The sequence below is a fragment of the Ectothiorhodospira shaposhnikovii genome, from assembly GCF_022227765.1.
Lineage (GTDB): Bacteria > Pseudomonadota > Gammaproteobacteria > Ectothiorhodospirales > Ectothiorhodospiraceae > Ectothiorhodospira.
In genome coordinates, this window is sequence record NZ_JAJMLZ010000003.1 from 171,561 (window position 1) to 187,501 (window position 15,941).

Here is a 15,941-nt window from a genome sequence, read left to right on the forward strand (position 1 = left end):
TTTTGTCTTAAAGACCCTTGTGAGCCGTGATGGCGGCGGCGATGACGGCAGCCAGTTCGCGGGTCGGACGGCGTACGGAGTAATCGGTCAGTTCCGGATGGGCATCCACATAACCGGTGTCGAAACTGCCCTGGCGGAAGGCTTCGCTGTTGAGGATTTCCAGGTGGTAGGGGATGGTGGTTTTCACCCCGTAGACCCCCATGTCGCCCAAGGCGCGGCGGGCGCGGCGGATCAGGCTGTCCCAGTCCATGGCCCAGACGACGAGCTTGGCGCACATGGAGTCATAGTGAGGGGGGATGTGGTAGCCGGTATAGATGGCGCCATCGGTGCGCACGCCCGGCCCGCCGGGGGCGAAGTAGCGGGTGATGCGGCCGAAACTGGGCAGAAAGTCGTTCTTGGGATCCTCGGCGTTGATGCGGAATTCCACCGCGAATCCGCGCCGGGTGATCTGATCCTGAGGGTAGGTGAGGGGCAGTCCCGAGGCCACGCGGATCTGTTCCTGCACGATATCCACGCCGGTGATCATTTCAGTGACCGGGTGTTCCACCTGCAGCCGGGTGTTCATCTCCATGAAGTAGAAGCGACCGTCGGCGTCCATGAGGAACTCCACCGTGCCGGCGTTTTCATAGTTCACCGCCCGGGCCGCCCGTACCGCCAGCTCGCCCACCTCCCGGCGCTGGGCCTCGGAGAGCTGGGGAGAGGGGGCGATCTCCACCAGCTTCTGGTGGCGGCGCTGGATGGAGCAGTCGCGCTCGAACAGGTGAATCACGTTGCCGTGGCGGTCGGCCAGGATCTGCACCTCGATGTGGCGCGGATTGATGATGGCCTTCTCCATGAAGATCTCGGTGCTGCCGAAGGCCTTGGTGGCCTCGGAACGTACCCGCTCATAGTTGCGGCGCAGGGCGGTCTCGTCGTCGCAGCGACGGATGCCGCGGCCACCGCCACCGTTGGTGGCCTTGAGCATGACCGGATAACCGATCTTCTCGGCCAGGGCGGCGGCTTCCTCCACGTCCTGGAGGTTGCCGTCACTGCCGGGAACCACGGGGACGCCGGCGGCGACCATGGCCTCGCGGGCGGCCACCTTGTCGCCCATGCGGCGGATGATCTCCGCGTCCGGTCCGACGAACTGGATGCCGCGCCGGGCGCAGTTCTGGGCGAACTGGGGATTCTCCGACAAGAAGCCGTAGCCGGGATGAATGGCGTCACAGCCGGCGCCGCGGGCCACGTTCACCAGGCGATGAATGTTCAGGTAGCCGGCCAGGGAGTCGGGGCCGAGGGAGTAGGATTCATCGGCCTTCTTGACATGGAGGCCGTGACGGTCGGCGTCGGTGTAGACCGCCACCGAGGTAATCCCCATTTCCGCGCAGGCACGGATGATGCGGACGGCGATCTCGCCGCGGTTGGCAATCAGTAACTTATTTATCACGCAAGCATCCCGCACGTTATAAGCAAAGACCTCAGTATCCTTGAACCGGGCGGGGCTTTTCAAGCAGAAGGGGGCAGATTGCTTTTGACACTGGTGCGAGAACGCCTTTAGAATTGCGCGCTTATGTCCGACAGCCTGCTACCCGAACTGGTCGATCCCTTCCGCCTGGCGGACAAGTCCCGCGTCCTGGAGGGCGTGCTGGATATGGCCGCCATGCCTCGTCTGGCGGAGGCGATGGGCGAGCCGGCCCGGGGCCTGTGCCGGGTGGAACTGACTTTCGACCGCGGCCCCTCCGGCAGGCCCCGGCTGACCGGCCATGTGGTGGCCGAGCTGGCTCCCCTGTGCCAGCGCTGCCTGGAGCCCATGCGTTTGCCGGTGGACAGCCGTTTCGAGATGCGACTGGTACAGGAAGATCGCCAGGCCGCCGGCGCCCTGGACGAGGAAGACGTGCTGGTGGTCGGCGACGAGCGCCTGGATTTGGCGGCGCTGGTGGAAGACGAACTGATGCTGTGCCTGCCGGTGGTGCCCCTGCACCCGGAGCAGGCATGCGTGGCCCGGCTTCAGCCCGAGTTCAACGGCCGGGATGTGAAGGCCGCGCAAAAAGAAGAGAACAACCCGTTTGCCGTGCTGGGCCGCCTCAAGGGCGGGCAGGGCGCAGACAGTTGAAACACCCCATGCCCCCCGGGTTCCGGTCGGGACCCGTGGGGCATTGATGTTTTTCAGTATAGATTGGAGATGACACCATGGCTGTTGCACAAGGTCGCACCACCCCTTCCCGTCGGGGCATGCGTCGTTCCCACGACGCCCTCAAGGGTCCCACCCTGTCCACCGAACCCACCACCGGTGAGATCCACCGCCGTCACCACATCAGTGCCGACGGTTTCTACCGTGGCCGTCAGGTGATCAAGGCCAAGGAACAGCAGGACGAAGAGTAAGACCTGCGCCGACCGGATCCGGCAGGGTCCGGCGGCCGTCCGCCCCAACAGGGGCCGCGGCTCGCATCGGGCCGGCGTGTGTGTCATCCTGCCCACGTCGTGCCGCCTACCGGATGGAGCCGCAGGCAGTATTCCATGGGCTTCGTGGACACTGTCCGCGAAGCTTTTTCGCGCTGATTCAAAGCAGGTTTTCCCATGAGTGGAATCTTTACCATCGCACTGGATGCCATGGGCGGTGATCATGGTGCCCACGTGGTTGTCCCTGCGGCAGTCAAGGCCCTGGAAGCGTTTTCCGACATCCACCTGATCCTGGTGGGCGACAAGGAGCGGGTCGGGCAGGAACTGGCTGCCTGCGGCAAGGCGCCGTCCGATCGGCTGCGCCTGCATCATGCCAGCCAGGTGGTGGGCATGGATGAGCCCCCTTCCCAGGCCCTGCGCAACAAGAAGGATTCGTCCATGCGGGTGGCCATCAACCTGGTCAAGCACCAGCAGGCCGATGCCTGCGTCAGCGCGGGCAATACCGGTGCCCTCATGGCCACGGCGCGCTACGTGCTCAAGACCCTGCCGGGCATCGACCGACCGGCCATCATCACCGCCATCCCGTCCATCAAGGGCCACACCCACATGCTGGATCTGGGGGCCAATGTGGACTGCACCGCCACCCATCTTTATCAGTTTGCGGTGATGGGTTCCGAGCTGGCCAGTGCGGTGGACAATATCGCTTCGCCCCGGGTCGGCCTGCTGAACATCGGCGAGGAAGAGATCAAGGGCAACGATCAGGTCAAGGAGGCGGCGCGAATGCTTGAGGCCAGCCACCTGAACTACATCGGTTTCGTCGAAGGCAACGACATCTACTGCGGTGACGTGGACGTGGTGGTCTGCGATGGCTTTGTGGGTAATGTCGCCCTCAAGACCAGTGAAGGGGTGGCCCGCATGGTCTCCCACTACATGCGCAATGAGTTTGCCGGCAGCCTGTACAGCAAGCTGGCCGCGTTGGTCGCCATGCCGGTGCTCAAGGCCTTCCGCAAGCGCATCGATCCTCGCGCCTATAACGGTGCCAGCCTGCTGGGGCTGCAGGGGGTGGTGATCAAGAGCCACGGAGGGGCCGATGCCGTGGCCTTCGAGAATGCCATCCGCATCGCTCGCCTGGAGGCTCAGAAACGGGTGCCGCAACGCATCGACAAGCGGCTGGAAGAACTGCTCAAAGAGGCGAACCAACAGTGATCTACTCCCGGATTACGGGCACCGGGAGTTATCTTCCGGAAAAGGTGCTCACCAATCGCGATCTGGAAAAGATCGTGGAAACCTCCGATGAATGGATTCGTGAACGCACCGGGATCGGGCAGCGCCACATCGTCGGCCCCGATGAAACCACCTGCGACCTGGCGGAGCAGGCGGCACGGGCCGCCCTGGCCATGGCGGGGCGACGCCCGGAAGACATCGACCTGATCATCGTCGGCACCACGACCCCGGATCAGGTGTTTCCCAGTACCGCCTGCCTGTTGCAGCAGCGGTTGGGGATTCACAACGGCTGTGCCGCCTTTGATATTCAGGCGGTGTGCACCGGCTTCGTCTATGCCCTGGGCGTGGCCAATCAGTTCATCCGTGCCGGCAGCGCTCGCTGCGCCCTGGTGGTCGGCGCCGAAACCATCTCCCGCATTCTGGACTGGACCGATCGCGGGACCTGTGTCCTGTTCGGCGACGGCGCGGGCGCGGTCGTTCTGGAGGCTTCCGAGGAACCCGGCATCCTGTCCACCCACCTGCATGCCGATGGCCGCTACGAGAGCCTGCTCAGTGTGCCCCGGGGTGTCGGCAAGGGTTATGCCGACATGGTGGCCGGCGAGGCCTACCTGCAGATGAAGGGCAATGAGGTCTTCAAGTGGGCGGTCAATACCCTGGGTCGCATCGTCGAGGAAACCCTGGAAGCCGGCGGCATCGACCAGTCCCGGGTGGACTGGCTGATCCCCCATCAGGCCAATATCCGGATCATCCAGGCCACCGCCCGCAAGTTGAAGATGCCCATGGAGAAGGTGATCGTGACCGTGGAACAGCACGGCAACACTTCCGCCGCCTCCGTTCCCCTGGCGCTGGATGCCGCGGTGCGTGACGGCAGGATCAAGCGAGGCGATCTGGTGCTGATGGAGGCCTTCGGTGGTGGTTTCACCTGGGGATCGGCCCTGCTCCATTTCTGATTGCTGCATCGCGGCATCCGATGCCCGAAAGCCTTTCGAATCGTGGTAGCATGGCGGGCGTATCCACCGCAGGGGTGTCCACGGACCGCCATGGGACAGGAAATCGAAAAAAAATTCCTTGTAGTTTCCGACGCCTGGAAAGACCAGGCCACCAAGCGTGTTCGGTATCGTCAGGGCTACCTTTGCGGTAACGAGAGAAGCTCGGTCCGGATCCGGGTTTCCGACGACACGGCGTATCTCAACATCAAGAGTGCGACCCTGGGCGTCCAGCGTCAGGAGTTCGAGTATGCCATCCCGGCCCGGGATGCCCGGGAGTTGCTCGATACCCTCTGCATCCAGCCGCTGATCGAGAAGACCCGTCACTACGTGCCCCACGGCGACCATGTCTGGGAGGTGGACGTGTTTGAGGGCGACAACGCGGGGCTGGTGGTGGCCGAGGTGGAACTGAGGCACGTGGATGAGATTCCCGCCCTGCCGTCCTGGGTGGGAGAAGAGGTCTCCCACGATGTCCGCTATTACAACACGAGCCTGGTCCGGCATCCCTACAAGGACTGGTGAGTCATGTCTTCCTCAACCGGGATTCGTGCCGCAGGGGAGATCATGGACAATACCGGACGGACTGCCCTGATGGTGGATGTGCTGCTGGTGGACGATCACCTGCTGGTGCGTCGCGCCATCCGTGGACTGCTGAACGCCCAAACCGAGCGCACCGGCATCAAGGTGGTCGGCGAGGCCGCCTCCGGTGAGGAGGCCCTGGAGCAGCTGTCACGTCTGCGTCCCGACGTGGTTCTGATGGACCTCAATATGCCTGGCATGGGGGGGCTGGAGGCAACCCGCAAGGCGTTGGCCCTGCGGCCCGGGCTGAAGGTGATTGCCCTGACGGTGGAGGAGGATGGCCCCCATGTGGGCTGGATGCTCGACAGCGGCGTCGCCGGTTACCTCAGCAAGGGCGCGGGGGAGGAGGAACTGGTTCATGCCATCCGGTTGGCCATGCAGGGCGACCGGCATGTCACCCCCAGTGTGGCCCGGAAACTGGCGCAAACCGATTCCGGGGAGCCGGATCCGATGACCCGGCTCTCCCATCGGGAACGCCAGATCCTGATGCTGCTGGTGGCGGGCAAGAAGCCGGGAGAGATCGCCGCCGCGCTGGATTTGAACGTGAAGACGGTCAGTACCTACAAGGCGCGTTTGCGCGAGAAGCTTGGCTGCGCGTCGGACATGGAGCTTTTCCGCATGGCCATCGATCGCGGTATCATGACCCCTTGCCCATCCTCCGAGTAAGTGCCGGCCCGGCCGGCGAGCGTCAGATCCGATGAATCCAGTGTGTCCCGTCCCTCCGGACTGTTTTGATCCGGCCTGTACCCGTTGTCCGCGGCTGGTGGATTTTCTGACCCGGGTGCGTGCCCGTCACCCCGGCTATCATGCCGCCCCGGTGCCTCCCTTTGGGGATCCCGAGGCCCGGCTGCTGATCGTGGGCCTGGCCCCGGGGATGCATGGTGCCAATGCCTCCGGCCGTCCGTTCACGGGGGATTTCGCCGGTATCCTGCTCTACCAGACCCTGTTTGAGATGGGTTTCGCCAGTGCACCGGAGTCAAGCAGCCGTGATGACGGGCTGAAGCTGAGAGATTGTCGAATCACCAATGCCGTCAAGTGCCTGCCTCCCGAGAACAAGCCGCTCACCCCTGAAGTCCGGGCCTGCAACGACTACCTGGCCCGGGAACTGGCCTTGCTGGCTCCGGGCAGCGTGGTGCTGGCCCTGGGTACCGTGGCCCACAATGCGGTACTGCGCGCCCTGGGGTTGCGGCAGTCGGCTCACCGGTTCGGCCATGGTCATGAGCATGCCCTGGGCAACGGGCTCATGCTGGTGGACTCCTATCACTGCAGTCGTTACAACACCCAGACAGGTCGCCTGACCAGCGAGATGTTCAAGGTGGTTTTTGCACAGGTGAAGCGGCATCTGGACGGTTCATGATCATCACCGAAGGTCTGCAGTCCGACGCATTTGATCCGCGTCGCTTTCTGGCCGACCTCACCACCCAGCCCGGGGTCTACCGGATGGTGGGGGAGGAGGGCGCCGTGCTCTATGTGGGCAAGGCCAAGAACCTGAAGAAGCGGGTATCCAGCTACTTTCGTCCCACGGTGGCCAATGCCCGGATCGCTGCCATGGTGGCCCAGATCCGGGATGTCCAGGTGATCGTCACCCGCAGCGAGGCCGAGGCCCTGCTGCTGGAAAACAATCTGATCAAGGAGCACCGGCCCCGTTACAACATCCTGTTCCGGGATGACAAATCCTACCCCTATATCTTCATCTCTCATCATCCCTATCCCCGCCTGGCCTTTCATCGTGGTGCCCGCAAGGCATCCGGCCGCTATTTCGGTCCCTATCCCTCGGGCGGCGCGGTCCGTGACACCATCCAGCTGTTGCAGAAGCTGTTCCTGATCCGTCCCTGCGAGGACAGCTTCTTTCAGAACCGTTCCCGTGCCTGTCTGCAGTATCAGATCCAGCGCTGCAGCGGACCCTGCGTTGGCTTGATCGATGCCGATGCCTATGGGGTGGATGTGCGCCATGCCGTGGATTTTCTCGAAGGACGCAGTGAGCGTATCATCGCGGATCTGGTGCAGGGAATGGAGCAGGCCGCCGCCGCCCTGGAGTATGAGCAGGCCGCCCGTATCCGGGATCAGATTGCGCGGCTACGGCAACTCTCAGAGCGTCAGTACGTCAGCGCGGAAGACGGCGACGTGGACATCATTGCCGTCGCCCGGGAAGCGGGGGAGGTCTGCGTGCAGGTCTTCTCCATTCGCGGGGGGCTGAACCTGGGCAACCGATCCCTGTTTCCCCGGGTGCCGGATGACGTCGCCGACGGGTCGCTGATGACGGCGTTCCTAGGCCAGTATTACCTGAATCGTGAAGTCCCCTCCCGGCTCATTCTCAGTCACCCCCCCGAGGATCGGGCCGTGCTGGAAGACATGCTCACCCTGCGTCGCGGGCAGAAGGTGACGCTGGCCTGGCAGGTGCGGGGAGATCGCGCCCGCTGGCTCGAGATGGCGATACGCAATGCCCGGATGACCCTGGCGACCCGCCTGGCCGGGCGCGCCGGCATGCGGGAGCGCCTGGAGGCCCTGCAGGATGCCCTGGACCTGGATGATCCGCCACGGCGGATGGAGTGTTTCGATATCAGCCACACCCAGGGCGAGGCGACCGTGGCCTCCTGCGTGGTCTTTGACGAAGAGGGGCCGCTCAAGTCCGATTACCGCCGCTTCAACATCAAGGACATCACGCCGGGGGATGACTATGCCGCCATGCGCCAGGCCCTGATGCGACGTTATACCCGTCTCAAGGCCGGTGAGGGCAAGTTGCCGGACATCCTGTTCATCGACGGCGGCAAGGGGCAGGTGCGCCAGGCCCTGGACGTGTTGGAGACGCTGCAGGTCAGTGGCGTCATGGTGGTCGGTGTGGCCAAGGGCGAGGACCGTCGTCCGGGGATGGAGACCCTGATCTTGAGCGATGCGGCCCAGCCGTCTATACTGCCGCCGGGCTCCAGGGCGCTGCATCTCATCCAGCAGATTCGGGACGAGGCCCACCGCTTTGCCATCACCGGGCACCGGCAGCGCCGTGCCAGAGCCCGCGGTACCTCACCGCTGGAGCAGATACCCGGCATGGGTCCCAAGCGACGCCAGCAGTTACTGAAACACTTCGGCGGGCTTCAAGGTGTGTGCCGTGCCGACGTGGAAGCGCTCGCCAAGGTGCCCGGCATCAGTCGCAAGCTGGCGCAGCAGATTTTCGATTCGCTACATGACGACTGATCCATGACATTTTCGATTCCCAATCTTCTCACCTGGATGCGCATCGCCCTGATCCCCCTGATCGTGGTGGTCTATTACTATCCGCATCCCCTGTCCGGGCCGGTGAGCGCCATGATCTTTGCCCTGGCCGCCATCACCGACTGGCTGGACGGTTATCTGGCGCGGCGTCTGGGGCAGACCTCCAGTTTCGGCGCCTTTCTGGATCCGGTGGCGGACAAGCTGATGGTGGCCACGGCCCTGGTGCTGTTGGTGGACAATCCGGGCGGTATGCTGTTGGCGGTGGCCGCCGCCATCATTATCGGTCGGGAAATTGCCATTTCCGCCCTGCGTGAATGGATGGCCGAGTTGGGGCAGCGGGGCAAGGTGGCCGTATCCTGGATCGGCAAGCTAAAGACCACCGCGCAGATGGTGGCCATCTTCCTGCTGCTCCATGCCCAGCCCATCCTGGGGCTGCCCACCTTCACCCTGGGTCTGGTGCTGCTCTACGTGGCCGCGGTCCTGACCCTGTGGTCCATGTTCCATTATCTGCGCGCGGCCCTGAGCGTCGCGGACAGCTGATTGCGCTAGAGGGAACTGGCAGCCTGCGCCTCCGGGCGCAGGCTGGTGTCGAACCGTACGCTCTGGGGGTAGGGAAATACGTCGCCGTGGATTCCCTTCTTTACGTCCTCCTGCCTGCGTTGCCAGTAGCGGTAGTCGAACAGGTCCCGATGCAGCTGCATCAGCATGCGCCGTATCCGCGGGTCGGTGCTCAGGAAGGTGGGGAATTCCTCCGGAAAGATCTCGTTGGGTCCGGCTGAATACCAGGCATCCGAGCTGAGTTCATCTTCCGGAAACGGCGAGGGGGGGATCTTGCGGAAGTGGCACTCCGTCAGGTAGCAGATCTCGTCGTAATCGTAAAAGACCACCTTGCCGCTGTCGGTCACGCCGAAGTTTTTGAACAGCAGGTCCCCGGGAAAAATGTTCACGCCGATGAGCTGCTTGATGGCCAGACCCCATTCTTCCAGGGCGGCGCGGGTATGGGCTTCGTCGGCCTGTTCCAGATAGACGTCCAGCGGCAGCATCCGCTTCTCGATGTAAAGGTGCTTGATGACCAGGTTGCCGCCGTCGATCTCCATCTGGGACGTCACTTCCTTTTTCAGGACCTCCAGCAGTTCGGGTGAAAAACGCGCCAAGGGGAAGGCCACTTCGGAGAACTCCAGGGTATCCGCCATCCGGCCTACCCGGTCATGCATCTTCACCTGCAGGTAGCGACGTTCGATCAGTTCATGGGTGACATCCTTCTGGGGGGGGAAACGATCCTTGATCACCTTGAATACGTAAGGATAAGAGGGCAGGGTGAATACCACCATCACCAGACCCGGGGTACCCTGGGCAATGGAAAAATGATCGGTACTGTTGGCCAAGTGGTGCAGGAAGTCCCGGTAGAACTCGTTCTTGGCCTGCTTGTGAAAGCCGATGCTCATGTACAGTTCGGCCACCGGCTTGTCCGGCATCAGATCCTGCAGAAAAACCACGGTGGCGGCCGGTACCGGCGTTTTCACGACAAAGTAGGCCCGGGCAAAGCTGAACACCGCCTCGGCCTCTTCTTCGGTGGTGAGCAGGGCGTCCGCCACCAGGCCCATGCCCTCGATATTGTTCAGGGGGATGATGAAGGGATGGCTGCTGCCCTCATGCACCACCCGTCCGATGAGATAGGCCGCCTTGTTGCGAAAGAAGGGAAATTCCAGCACATCAATGCGCAGATCCCCCATGGCCTCCGGGCCGAATTCGGAGCGGGCCTCCAAGGCGCGGGCGATATTGTGCACGTCCTTGGACAGGTCGGCGTGGGGCAGGTTGAAGTAGAAGGCCGAGAGGATTTCCCAGATGCAGGTATCCACGCCGCCGTCGCGGGTATGAAAGGAGAGGTAGCCCCGGTATCGTTCGGCCAGTTCCTGTCGATTGGCCACTGATTCCAGGAAGATCATGTCATTGTTGTAATACTTGCGCTCGAATAGCCGGCAGAATACGGAGTTGTAGAAGGTCTCGGCCAGCTCCGGTCTGGAGTGGTGTTGCAGCAGGTCCATATAGGCGATCTTGACCAGTTGCCACAGGCGCTCTTCCAGCCCGTCGATGCCGAAGGTGGCGCGCACCTTGCCGAGGGTTTCCTGCACCCGCTGGTCATAGGAGCTGATGCGCTTGACCGAGGCGGCCCGGACGGCGTCCCAGTCGGCATGTTCGAAGCGCTCCCGGGCGCTGCTGGTGATTTCCTGGAAAAACGAGAAATGACGCTCAAAACCGGTCAGGATGGAGCGGGCGATCTGCCGCGCGCGTTCATTCATCAGTCGGGTTACCTGTGGTCGCTGGGCGGTTGACGGTCGGCAATGAGGGAAATCTACTACATTCCGGCCCTGTCATGGCACTGCAATTTTGCAGTGCGGAAGGCGGATCGTGACCTGCGACAGGTATCATTATTAAGCCGATTTGCCTCAAAATTGCACAAGCATTTAATAGATTAATAATGAATATTGAAATTTATTTTCCGCATACGGGCGTTTCTGGACTACGCTTGCTGCCCTTGCGCTGAATGGTTAACTGTAATGCTGGGACTTGAGCCCGACCTTCGGCACAATCCATGTTCCGAGCAGTACCGCCCGGTCGATACGGGCAAAACGACTCAGAGATCACAGAGGACCAAGGCAACATGAACAGAGAAGAACAGATCAAGGCGCTTGAGGCGGACTGGGCCAACAATCCCCGCTGGAAGGACGTGAAGCGTGGTTATACCGCCGCTGATGTGGTGCGTCTGCGCGGCTCCGTTCAGCCTGAGTACACCCTGGCCCGCATGGGCGCCGAGAAGCTGTGGAAGCGCGTCAACGGCGAGGCCAAGAAAGGCTATGTGAATGCCTTCGGTGCCATCACCGCCGGTCAGGCGATGCAGCAGGCCAAGGCCGGTCTGGAAGCCGTGTACCTGTCCGGCTGGCAGGTGGCCGCCGACGGCAACACCTCCGAAACCATGTACCCGGACCAGTCCCTGTACGCCTATGACTCCGTGCCCACCATGGTGCGTCGCATCAACAACACCTTCAAGCGTGCCGATGAGATCCAGTGGTCCCGCGGCATCAACCCCGGTGATGAAGGTTATGTGGATTACTTCCTGCCCATCGTGGCCGACGCCGAAGCCGGCTTCGGCGGCGTGCTCAACGCCTTCGAACTGATGAAGAACATGATCGCCGCCGGCGCCGCCGGTGTGCATTTCGAAGACCAGCTGGCCGCCGTGAAGAAGTGCGGTCACATGGGCGGCAAGGTGCTGGTGCCCACCCGCGAGGCCATCGAGAAGCTGATCTCCGCCCGCTTCGCCGCCGACGTCATGGGCGTGCCCACCATCGTGCTGGCCCGTACCGACGCCGAGGCCGCCAACCTGATCACCTCCGACCACGATGAGAACGACAAGCCGTTCCTCACCGGCGAGCGGACCCAGGAAGGCTTCTACCGGGTCAAGAACGGCCTGGAGCAGGCCATCAGCCGCGGCGTGGCCTACGCCCCCTATGCCGATCTGGTGTGGTGCGAAACCGGCACCCCCGACCTGGGCTTTGCCCGTGAGTTCGCCCAGGCCGTGCACGCCGAATGCCCCGGCAAGCTGCTGTCCTACAACTGCTCCCCGTCCTTCAACTGGAAGAAGAACCTGGACGACAAGACCATTGCCAAGTTCCAGGATGAGCTGTCCGCGCTGGGCTACAAGTACCAGTTCATCACCCTGGCGGGTATCCACGTCAACTGGTTCAACACCTTCAACTTCGCCTACAACTATGCCCGCGGCGAAGGCATGAAGCACTACGTGGAAATGGTGCAGGAGCCGGAGTTCAAGGCCCGCGAGCGTGGCTATACCTTCGTGTCCCACCAGCAGGAAGTGGGTGCCGGTTACTTCGACGAAGTGACCACCGTCATCCAGGGCGGTTCCTCCAGCGTCAAGGCGCTGGCCGGTTCCACCGAAGAAGAGCAGTTCCACGGTTGATTCAGTCCGTCCCGGATGCCCCTGGCGGGTGTCCGGGACACACCGTGAACCGGTCGGGCCGTACTCGCTGCATGGCGGTACGGCCTTTTTTTTACACGTTTGCAAAAGGGGACGAGCAATGGCTTCCGAAGCACTGGATTTTCAGGGGACGGCGGACCTGTGTGATGAATACGAGGATCATCCGGGGCTGCAGGTGGCAGAGCCCCTGTTCAGGGATTTTGGCGGCGAGCGGGCCTTTTCCGGCGAGATCGTGACCCTCAAGTGTTTCGAGGACAACACCAAGGTCCGGGAGATGCTGGGTGAGGATGGGCGCGGCAAGGTGTTGGTGGTGGATGCCGGCGGTTCCCTGCGCTGCGCCATGCTGGGGGATCAGCTGGCGATGCTGGCGGTCAAGAACGGCTGGGCCGGGGTGGTGATGTATGGTTGCATCCGGGATTCCCGTGCCTGCGCCGGCATGCCCCTGGGGGTCAAGGCTCTGGCCACCCATCCCCTCAAGAGCCGCAAGCAGGGCGTGGGGCAGGAGAACGTGCCGGTGAAGTTTGCCGGGGTCAGCTTCCGGCCCGGTGACCGCCTGTTTGCCGACGAGGACGGTATTGTTGTGTTGCCGGCCTGATTCGGGCCGTCATCGCCGCACCACCTGAGGTCCCGGCTGCGCTATCATGGCCCCTCGTGCCCGCGGCCCTTGAGCCGGTGCGGGCGTATGACCCTTTCCGGCAACTTCAGCGAGATTCATGAGCTATCAGGTCCTGGCCCGCAAGTGGCGCCCCCGCAGTTTCGAGGAACTGGTTGGACAACCCCACGTGGTGCGCGCCCTGTCCAATGCCCTGCGCGAGGACCGGTTGCACCATGCCTATCTCTTCACCGGCACCCGGGGCGTGGGCAAGACCACCATTGCCCGGGTCCTGGCCAAGTGCCTCAACTGTGAAACGGGGGTGACCGCCACCCCCTGTGGCCGGTGCGGTGCCTGTCGCGAGATCGACGCCGGACGCTTCATCGATCTGATCGAGGTGGATGCCGCCTCCCGCACCCGGGTGGAGGACACCCGGGAATTGCTGGAGAACGTGCCCTACGCCCCCACCCGGGGACGCTTCAAGGTCTATCTGATCGACGAAGTGCACATGCTCTCCACCCACAGCTTCAACGCCCTGCTCAAGACCCTGGAAGAGCCGCCGCCCCATGTGAAGTTCCTGCTGGCCACCACGGACCCCCAGAAGCTTCCGGTCACCATCCTGTCCCGCTGCCTGCAGTTCAATCTCAAGGCCATGCCGGCGTCGATGATCGCCGATCATCTGAGCCAGGTGCTGCAGAGGGAGGCCATCGAGGCCGAGCCTGCCGCCGTCCTGCAGATTGCCCGCGCCGCCTCGGGCAGCATGCGCGATGCCCTGAGCCTGCTGGATCAGGCCATCGGTTTTGGTGACGGCGTGCTGCGCGCGGAGGAGGTGCGGGAGATGCTCGGCGCCATGTCCCGGGACCACCTGCTGCGGCTGCTCCAGGCCCTGGCCGCCGGAGATGCCCGGGCGGTGCTGGCGGTGGTGGAAGAGCTGTCGGCCCAGTCTCCAGACTATGGGGCGGTGCTGGCCGAACTGATCACCCTTTTGCATCATCTGGCCCTGGCCCAGCAGGTGCCCGAGGTCCTGGACAACCTGCCGGATGAACGGGAAGCCCTGGCGGAAATGGCCCGGGGGATGGCACCCGAGGACATCCAGCTCTTTTATCAGATCGCCCTGATCGGGCGCCGGGATCTGCCCCTGGTCCCCGAGCCCCGTAGCGGCCTGGAGATGGTCTTGCTGCGCATGCTGGCCTTTCGTCCGGTGGCCGATGCCGCTCCACGGGTACCGGCACCACCCGCGCCGCCCCGGGTCGAATCGACGCCGGCGGTGCCTAAGCCGGCGGCGCCGGGGCCGGTGCCCCGAGGGCCGCGGGATATCCTCGCCCAGCTGGAAGGCGGGCCTGCCCGGGCCGCGCCGGTTGGACGTGCCGATCTCCCGTCCGTGCCATCCGTAGCGGCACCGGACCCGGTACCCCCTCCACGGGCCGTGGCCCCGGAGCCGATTGAGCCTGACCTGCCCGAGCCGCCACCCTGGCTGGACGAGGAAGGCGCATCCCCCGCGGCCACGGTGCCCCCCGCCCCGGCACGGGAGGCCCCGGCGCCGACAGCCCCCCTGCCGCCGCACCCTGTGCAGGCCGATGCCGCAGCGCATCTGGACTGGGGAGCGCTGGTGCCCACCCTGGGCCTGGGGGCGGTGGCCGGGCAGCTGGTGAATCATTGCGCCCTGGAAGGTTACGACGGCCACGAGCTGGTGCTGAGTCTGGAGCCTAAGTACGACCACTTAAAGACGGATATGTCCCTGCAGCGGCTGGAATCCGCCGTGCAGTCACGGTTGGGTCGGCCTGTCAGGGTGCGCATTCGGTCGGGACAGCCCGCTTCGGATACCCCGGCGGCGGCGGCGGCCAGGGCCCGTGCCCGGCGACAGCAGGCGGCCGAGCAGGACATGGAGGAAGACCCCGTGGCCGGTGCCCTGAAAGCCCGTTTCGATGCGGCGCTGGTGGCCGGTTCCGTGCGCCCCGTGGAAGGAGATTGAGCGCGGGCGCGTGTTTCACGCATCGGGAGGCATTACACTACGCCTCCCTGAATTCACTGAACCTTAGAAAGGTGATTGATATGCTCAAAGGCGGACTTGGGAACCTGATGAAGCAGGCCCAGAAGATGCAGGAAGAGATGGCCCGTGCCCAGGCCGAGCTGGCGGAGATGGAAGTGACCGGTCAGGCCGGTGGCGGCATGGTCAGCGTGGTCATGACCGGCAAGCACTCCGTGAGCCGTGTGACCATCGACCCCAGTGTGCTGGAAGAAGATCGTGACATGCTCGAAGACCTGCTGACGGCCGCCATGAACGACGCGGTACAGAAGGTGGAAGACATGACCCGGGAACACCTGGGTGCCGTCACCCAGGGCATGGGCCTGCCGGGCGGATTCAAGCTGCCGTTCTGATCCATGGACGGAGCGCCCCTTCTTGATCGTCTGGTGGAGGCACTGCGCTGCCTCCCCGGCGTGGGTCCCAAATCGGCCCAGCGGATGGCTCTGCACGTGCTGGAACGGGACCGGGAAGGGGCGCTGCGGCTCGCCGAGGTGCTGAAGGAGGCGGTCGAGCGCATCGGTCATTGCCGGTGCTGTCGCACCCTCACCGAGCACGCGCTGTGTCGGGTCTGCGCCGACACCCACCGGGACAGGCACTTGCTGTGCGTGGTGGAGACGCCGGCGGACCAGATGGCGATCGAGCAGGCCACCGGCTTTCGCGGCCAATACCATGTGCTGCTGGGTCAGCTTTCCCCCCTGGACGGCGTTGGCCCCGAGGAACTGGGTCTGGATCGGCTGGAGGCCCGTCTGGCCGAAGGCGAGATCCGGGAACTGATCCTGGCCACCGGGACCACGGTGGAAGGGGAGGTCACCGCTCACTACATCGCGGACATGGCCCGGGCGCTGGGGGTGCGGACCACCCGCATTGCCCACGGCATCCCGCTGGGCGGCGAACTGGAATATGTGGACCGCGGCACCCTCTCCCATGCCTTTTCAGGCCGGCGTGATCTCTAGACCG

General features: G+C 63.8%; 16 protein-coding genes. 14 read left to right on the forward strand and 2 right to left on the reverse strand.

The genetic code is table 11. The annotated features are described in order from the left end of the window. Nucleotides 1-7 precede the first annotated feature (7 nt). Complete coding sequence (locus LQD11_RS05680) at nt 8-1,426, reverse strand: acetyl-CoA carboxylase biotin carboxylase subunit (RefSeq protein ID WP_238616661.1); 1,419 nt, start codon at nt 1,424-1,426, stop codon at nt 8-10. Nucleotides 1,427-1,549: 123 nt separating this feature from the next. Here LQD11_RS05680 and LQD11_RS05685 point away from each other — a divergent pair, with 123 nt between their 5' ends. The 9 genes from LQD11_RS05685 (at nt 1,550) to pgsA (ending at nt 8,915) form a co-directional block, all read left to right on the forward strand. Then, nucleotides 1,550-2,092 carry a YceD family protein gene (locus LQD11_RS05685; RefSeq protein WP_238616662.1) on the forward strand — a complete coding sequence of 181 codons (543 nt, stop codon included), beginning with the start codon at nt 1,550-1,552 and terminating at the stop codon, nt 2,090-2,092. 77 nt (nt 2,093-2,169) lie between these two features. Then, nucleotides 2,170-2,361 carry a 50S ribosomal protein L32 gene (rpmF, locus tag LQD11_RS05690; protein WP_008932652.1) on the forward strand — a complete coding sequence of 64 codons (192 nt, stop codon included), beginning with the start codon at nt 2,170-2,172 and terminating at the stop codon, nt 2,359-2,361. A gap of 195 nt (nt 2,362-2,556) precedes the next feature. Beyond that, nucleotides 2,557-3,585, forward strand: a complete 1,029-nt coding sequence (plsX, locus tag LQD11_RS05695) for a phosphate acyltransferase PlsX (RefSeq protein WP_238616663.1) — start codon at nt 2,557-2,559, stop codon at nt 3,583-3,585. Beyond that, entirely contained in the window at nt 3,582-4,553 is a 972-nt protein-coding gene (locus LQD11_RS05700) for a beta-ketoacyl-ACP synthase III (protein WP_238616664.1), read from the forward strand. The genes plsX and LQD11_RS05700 overlap by 4 nt, the downstream gene beginning before the upstream one ends. A gap of 90 nt (nt 4,554-4,643) precedes the next feature. Next, entirely contained in the window at nt 4,644-5,111 is a 468-nt protein-coding gene (locus tag LQD11_RS05705) for a CYTH domain-containing protein (RefSeq protein ID WP_238616665.1), read from the forward strand. A 3-nt stretch (nt 5,112-5,114) separates the two neighbouring features. Further along, complete coding sequence (locus tag LQD11_RS05710) at nt 5,115-5,834, forward strand: response regulator (RefSeq protein ID WP_238616666.1); 720 nt, start codon at nt 5,115-5,117, stop codon at nt 5,832-5,834. A 31-nt stretch (nt 5,835-5,865) separates the two neighbouring features. Beyond that, nucleotides 5,866-6,525: a uracil-DNA glycosylase gene (locus tag LQD11_RS05715; protein ID WP_238616667.1), complete on the forward strand. Its 660-nt coding sequence runs from the start codon at nt 5,866-5,868 to the stop codon at nt 6,523-6,525. After that, nucleotides 6,522-8,357, forward strand: coding sequence for an excinuclease ABC subunit UvrC (uvrC, locus tag LQD11_RS05720; protein ID WP_238616668.1), 1,836 nt, complete (start codon nt 6,522-6,524; stop codon nt 8,355-8,357). Before LQD11_RS05715 ends, uvrC begins: the two co-directional genes overlap by 4 nt. A 3-nt stretch (nt 8,358-8,360) precedes the next feature. Further along, nucleotides 8,361-8,915: a CDP-diacylglycerol--glycerol-3-phosphate 3-phosphatidyltransferase gene (gene pgsA, locus LQD11_RS05725; RefSeq protein ID WP_238616669.1), complete on the forward strand. Its 555-nt coding sequence runs from the start codon at nt 8,361-8,363 to the stop codon at nt 8,913-8,915. 5 nt (nt 8,916-8,920) lie between these two features. On the opposite strand, the gene aceK is transcribed toward pgsA, so the two are convergent. Further along, nucleotides 8,921-10,675, reverse strand: coding sequence for a bifunctional isocitrate dehydrogenase kinase/phosphatase (gene aceK / locus LQD11_RS05730; protein ID WP_238616670.1), 1,755 nt, complete (start codon nt 10,673-10,675; stop codon nt 8,921-8,923). Between the two features lie 362 nt (nt 10,676-11,037). Here aceK and aceA point away from each other — a divergent pair, with 362 nt between their 5' ends. The 5 genes from aceA (at nt 11,038) to recR (ending at nt 15,937) form a co-directional block, all read left to right on the forward strand. Beyond that, nucleotides 11,038-12,348, forward strand: coding sequence for an isocitrate lyase (gene aceA / locus LQD11_RS05735; RefSeq protein ID WP_238616671.1), 1,311 nt, complete (start codon nt 11,038-11,040; stop codon nt 12,346-12,348). A gap of 118 nt (nt 12,349-12,466) precedes the next feature. Further along, nucleotides 12,467-12,961 (forward strand): ribonuclease E activity regulator RraA, encoded by a 495-nt coding sequence (rraA, locus tag LQD11_RS05740; RefSeq protein ID WP_238616672.1) that lies wholly within the window; start codon nt 12,467-12,469, stop codon nt 12,959-12,961. 118 nt (nt 12,962-13,079) lie between these two features. Next, nucleotides 13,080-14,930, forward strand: coding sequence for a DNA polymerase III subunit gamma/tau (gene dnaX / locus LQD11_RS05745; RefSeq protein ID WP_238616673.1), 1,851 nt, complete (start codon nt 13,080-13,082; stop codon nt 14,928-14,930). A gap of 80 nt (nt 14,931-15,010) precedes the next feature. Next, the gene (locus LQD11_RS05750) at nt 15,011-15,337 is read left to right on the forward strand and encodes a YbaB/EbfC family nucleoid-associated protein (protein WP_238616674.1); all 327 of its coding nucleotides are present in this window, start codon (nt 15,011-15,013) and stop codon (nt 15,335-15,337) included. A gap of 3 nt (nt 15,338-15,340) precedes the next feature. After that, nucleotides 15,341-15,937, forward strand: a complete 597-nt coding sequence (gene recR / locus LQD11_RS05755) for a recombination mediator RecR (protein WP_238616675.1) — start codon at nt 15,341-15,343, stop codon at nt 15,935-15,937. The last annotated feature ends 4 nt before the right edge of the window (nt 15,938-15,941 follow it).

Coding starts and splice junctions, on each gene's coding strand:
- pgsA (WP_238616669.1), top strand. CDS start 8,361: ATGACATTTTCGATTCCCAATCTTCTCACCTGGATGCGCATCGCCCTG.
- LQD11_RS05685 (WP_238616662.1), top strand. CDS start 1,550: ATGTCCGACAGCCTGCTACCCGAACTGGTCGATCCCTTCCGCCTGGCG.
- aceA (WP_238616671.1), top strand. CDS start 11,038: ATGAACAGAGAAGAACAGATCAAGGCGCTTGAGGCGGACTGGGCCAAC.
- rpmF (WP_008932652.1), top strand. CDS start 2,170: ATGGCTGTTGCACAAGGTCGCACCACCCCTTCCCGTCGGGGCATGCGT.
- LQD11_RS05750 (WP_238616674.1), top strand. CDS start 15,011: ATGCTCAAAGGCGGACTTGGGAACCTGATGAAGCAGGCCCAGAAGATG.
- aceK (WP_238616670.1), bottom strand. CDS start 10,675: ATGAATGAACGCGCGCGGCAGATCGCCCGCTCCATCCTGACCGGTTTT.
- plsX (WP_238616663.1), top strand. CDS start 2,557: ATGAGTGGAATCTTTACCATCGCACTGGATGCCATGGGCGGTGATCAT.
- LQD11_RS05705 (WP_238616665.1), top strand. CDS start 4,644: ATGGGACAGGAAATCGAAAAAAAATTCCTTGTAGTTTCCGACGCCTGG.
- LQD11_RS05710 (WP_238616666.1), top strand. CDS start 5,115: ATGTCTTCCTCAACCGGGATTCGTGCCGCAGGGGAGATCATGGACAAT.
- rraA (WP_238616672.1), top strand. CDS start 12,467: ATGGCTTCCGAAGCACTGGATTTTCAGGGGACGGCGGACCTGTGTGAT.
- dnaX (WP_238616673.1), top strand. CDS start 13,080: ATGAGCTATCAGGTCCTGGCCCGCAAGTGGCGCCCCCGCAGTTTCGAG.
- uvrC (WP_238616668.1), top strand. CDS start 6,522: ATGATCATCACCGAAGGTCTGCAGTCCGACGCATTTGATCCGCGTCGC.
- LQD11_RS05715 (WP_238616667.1), top strand. CDS start 5,866: ATGAATCCAGTGTGTCCCGTCCCTCCGGACTGTTTTGATCCGGCCTGT.
- recR (WP_238616675.1), top strand. CDS start 15,341: ATGGACGGAGCGCCCCTTCTTGATCGTCTGGTGGAGGCACTGCGCTGC.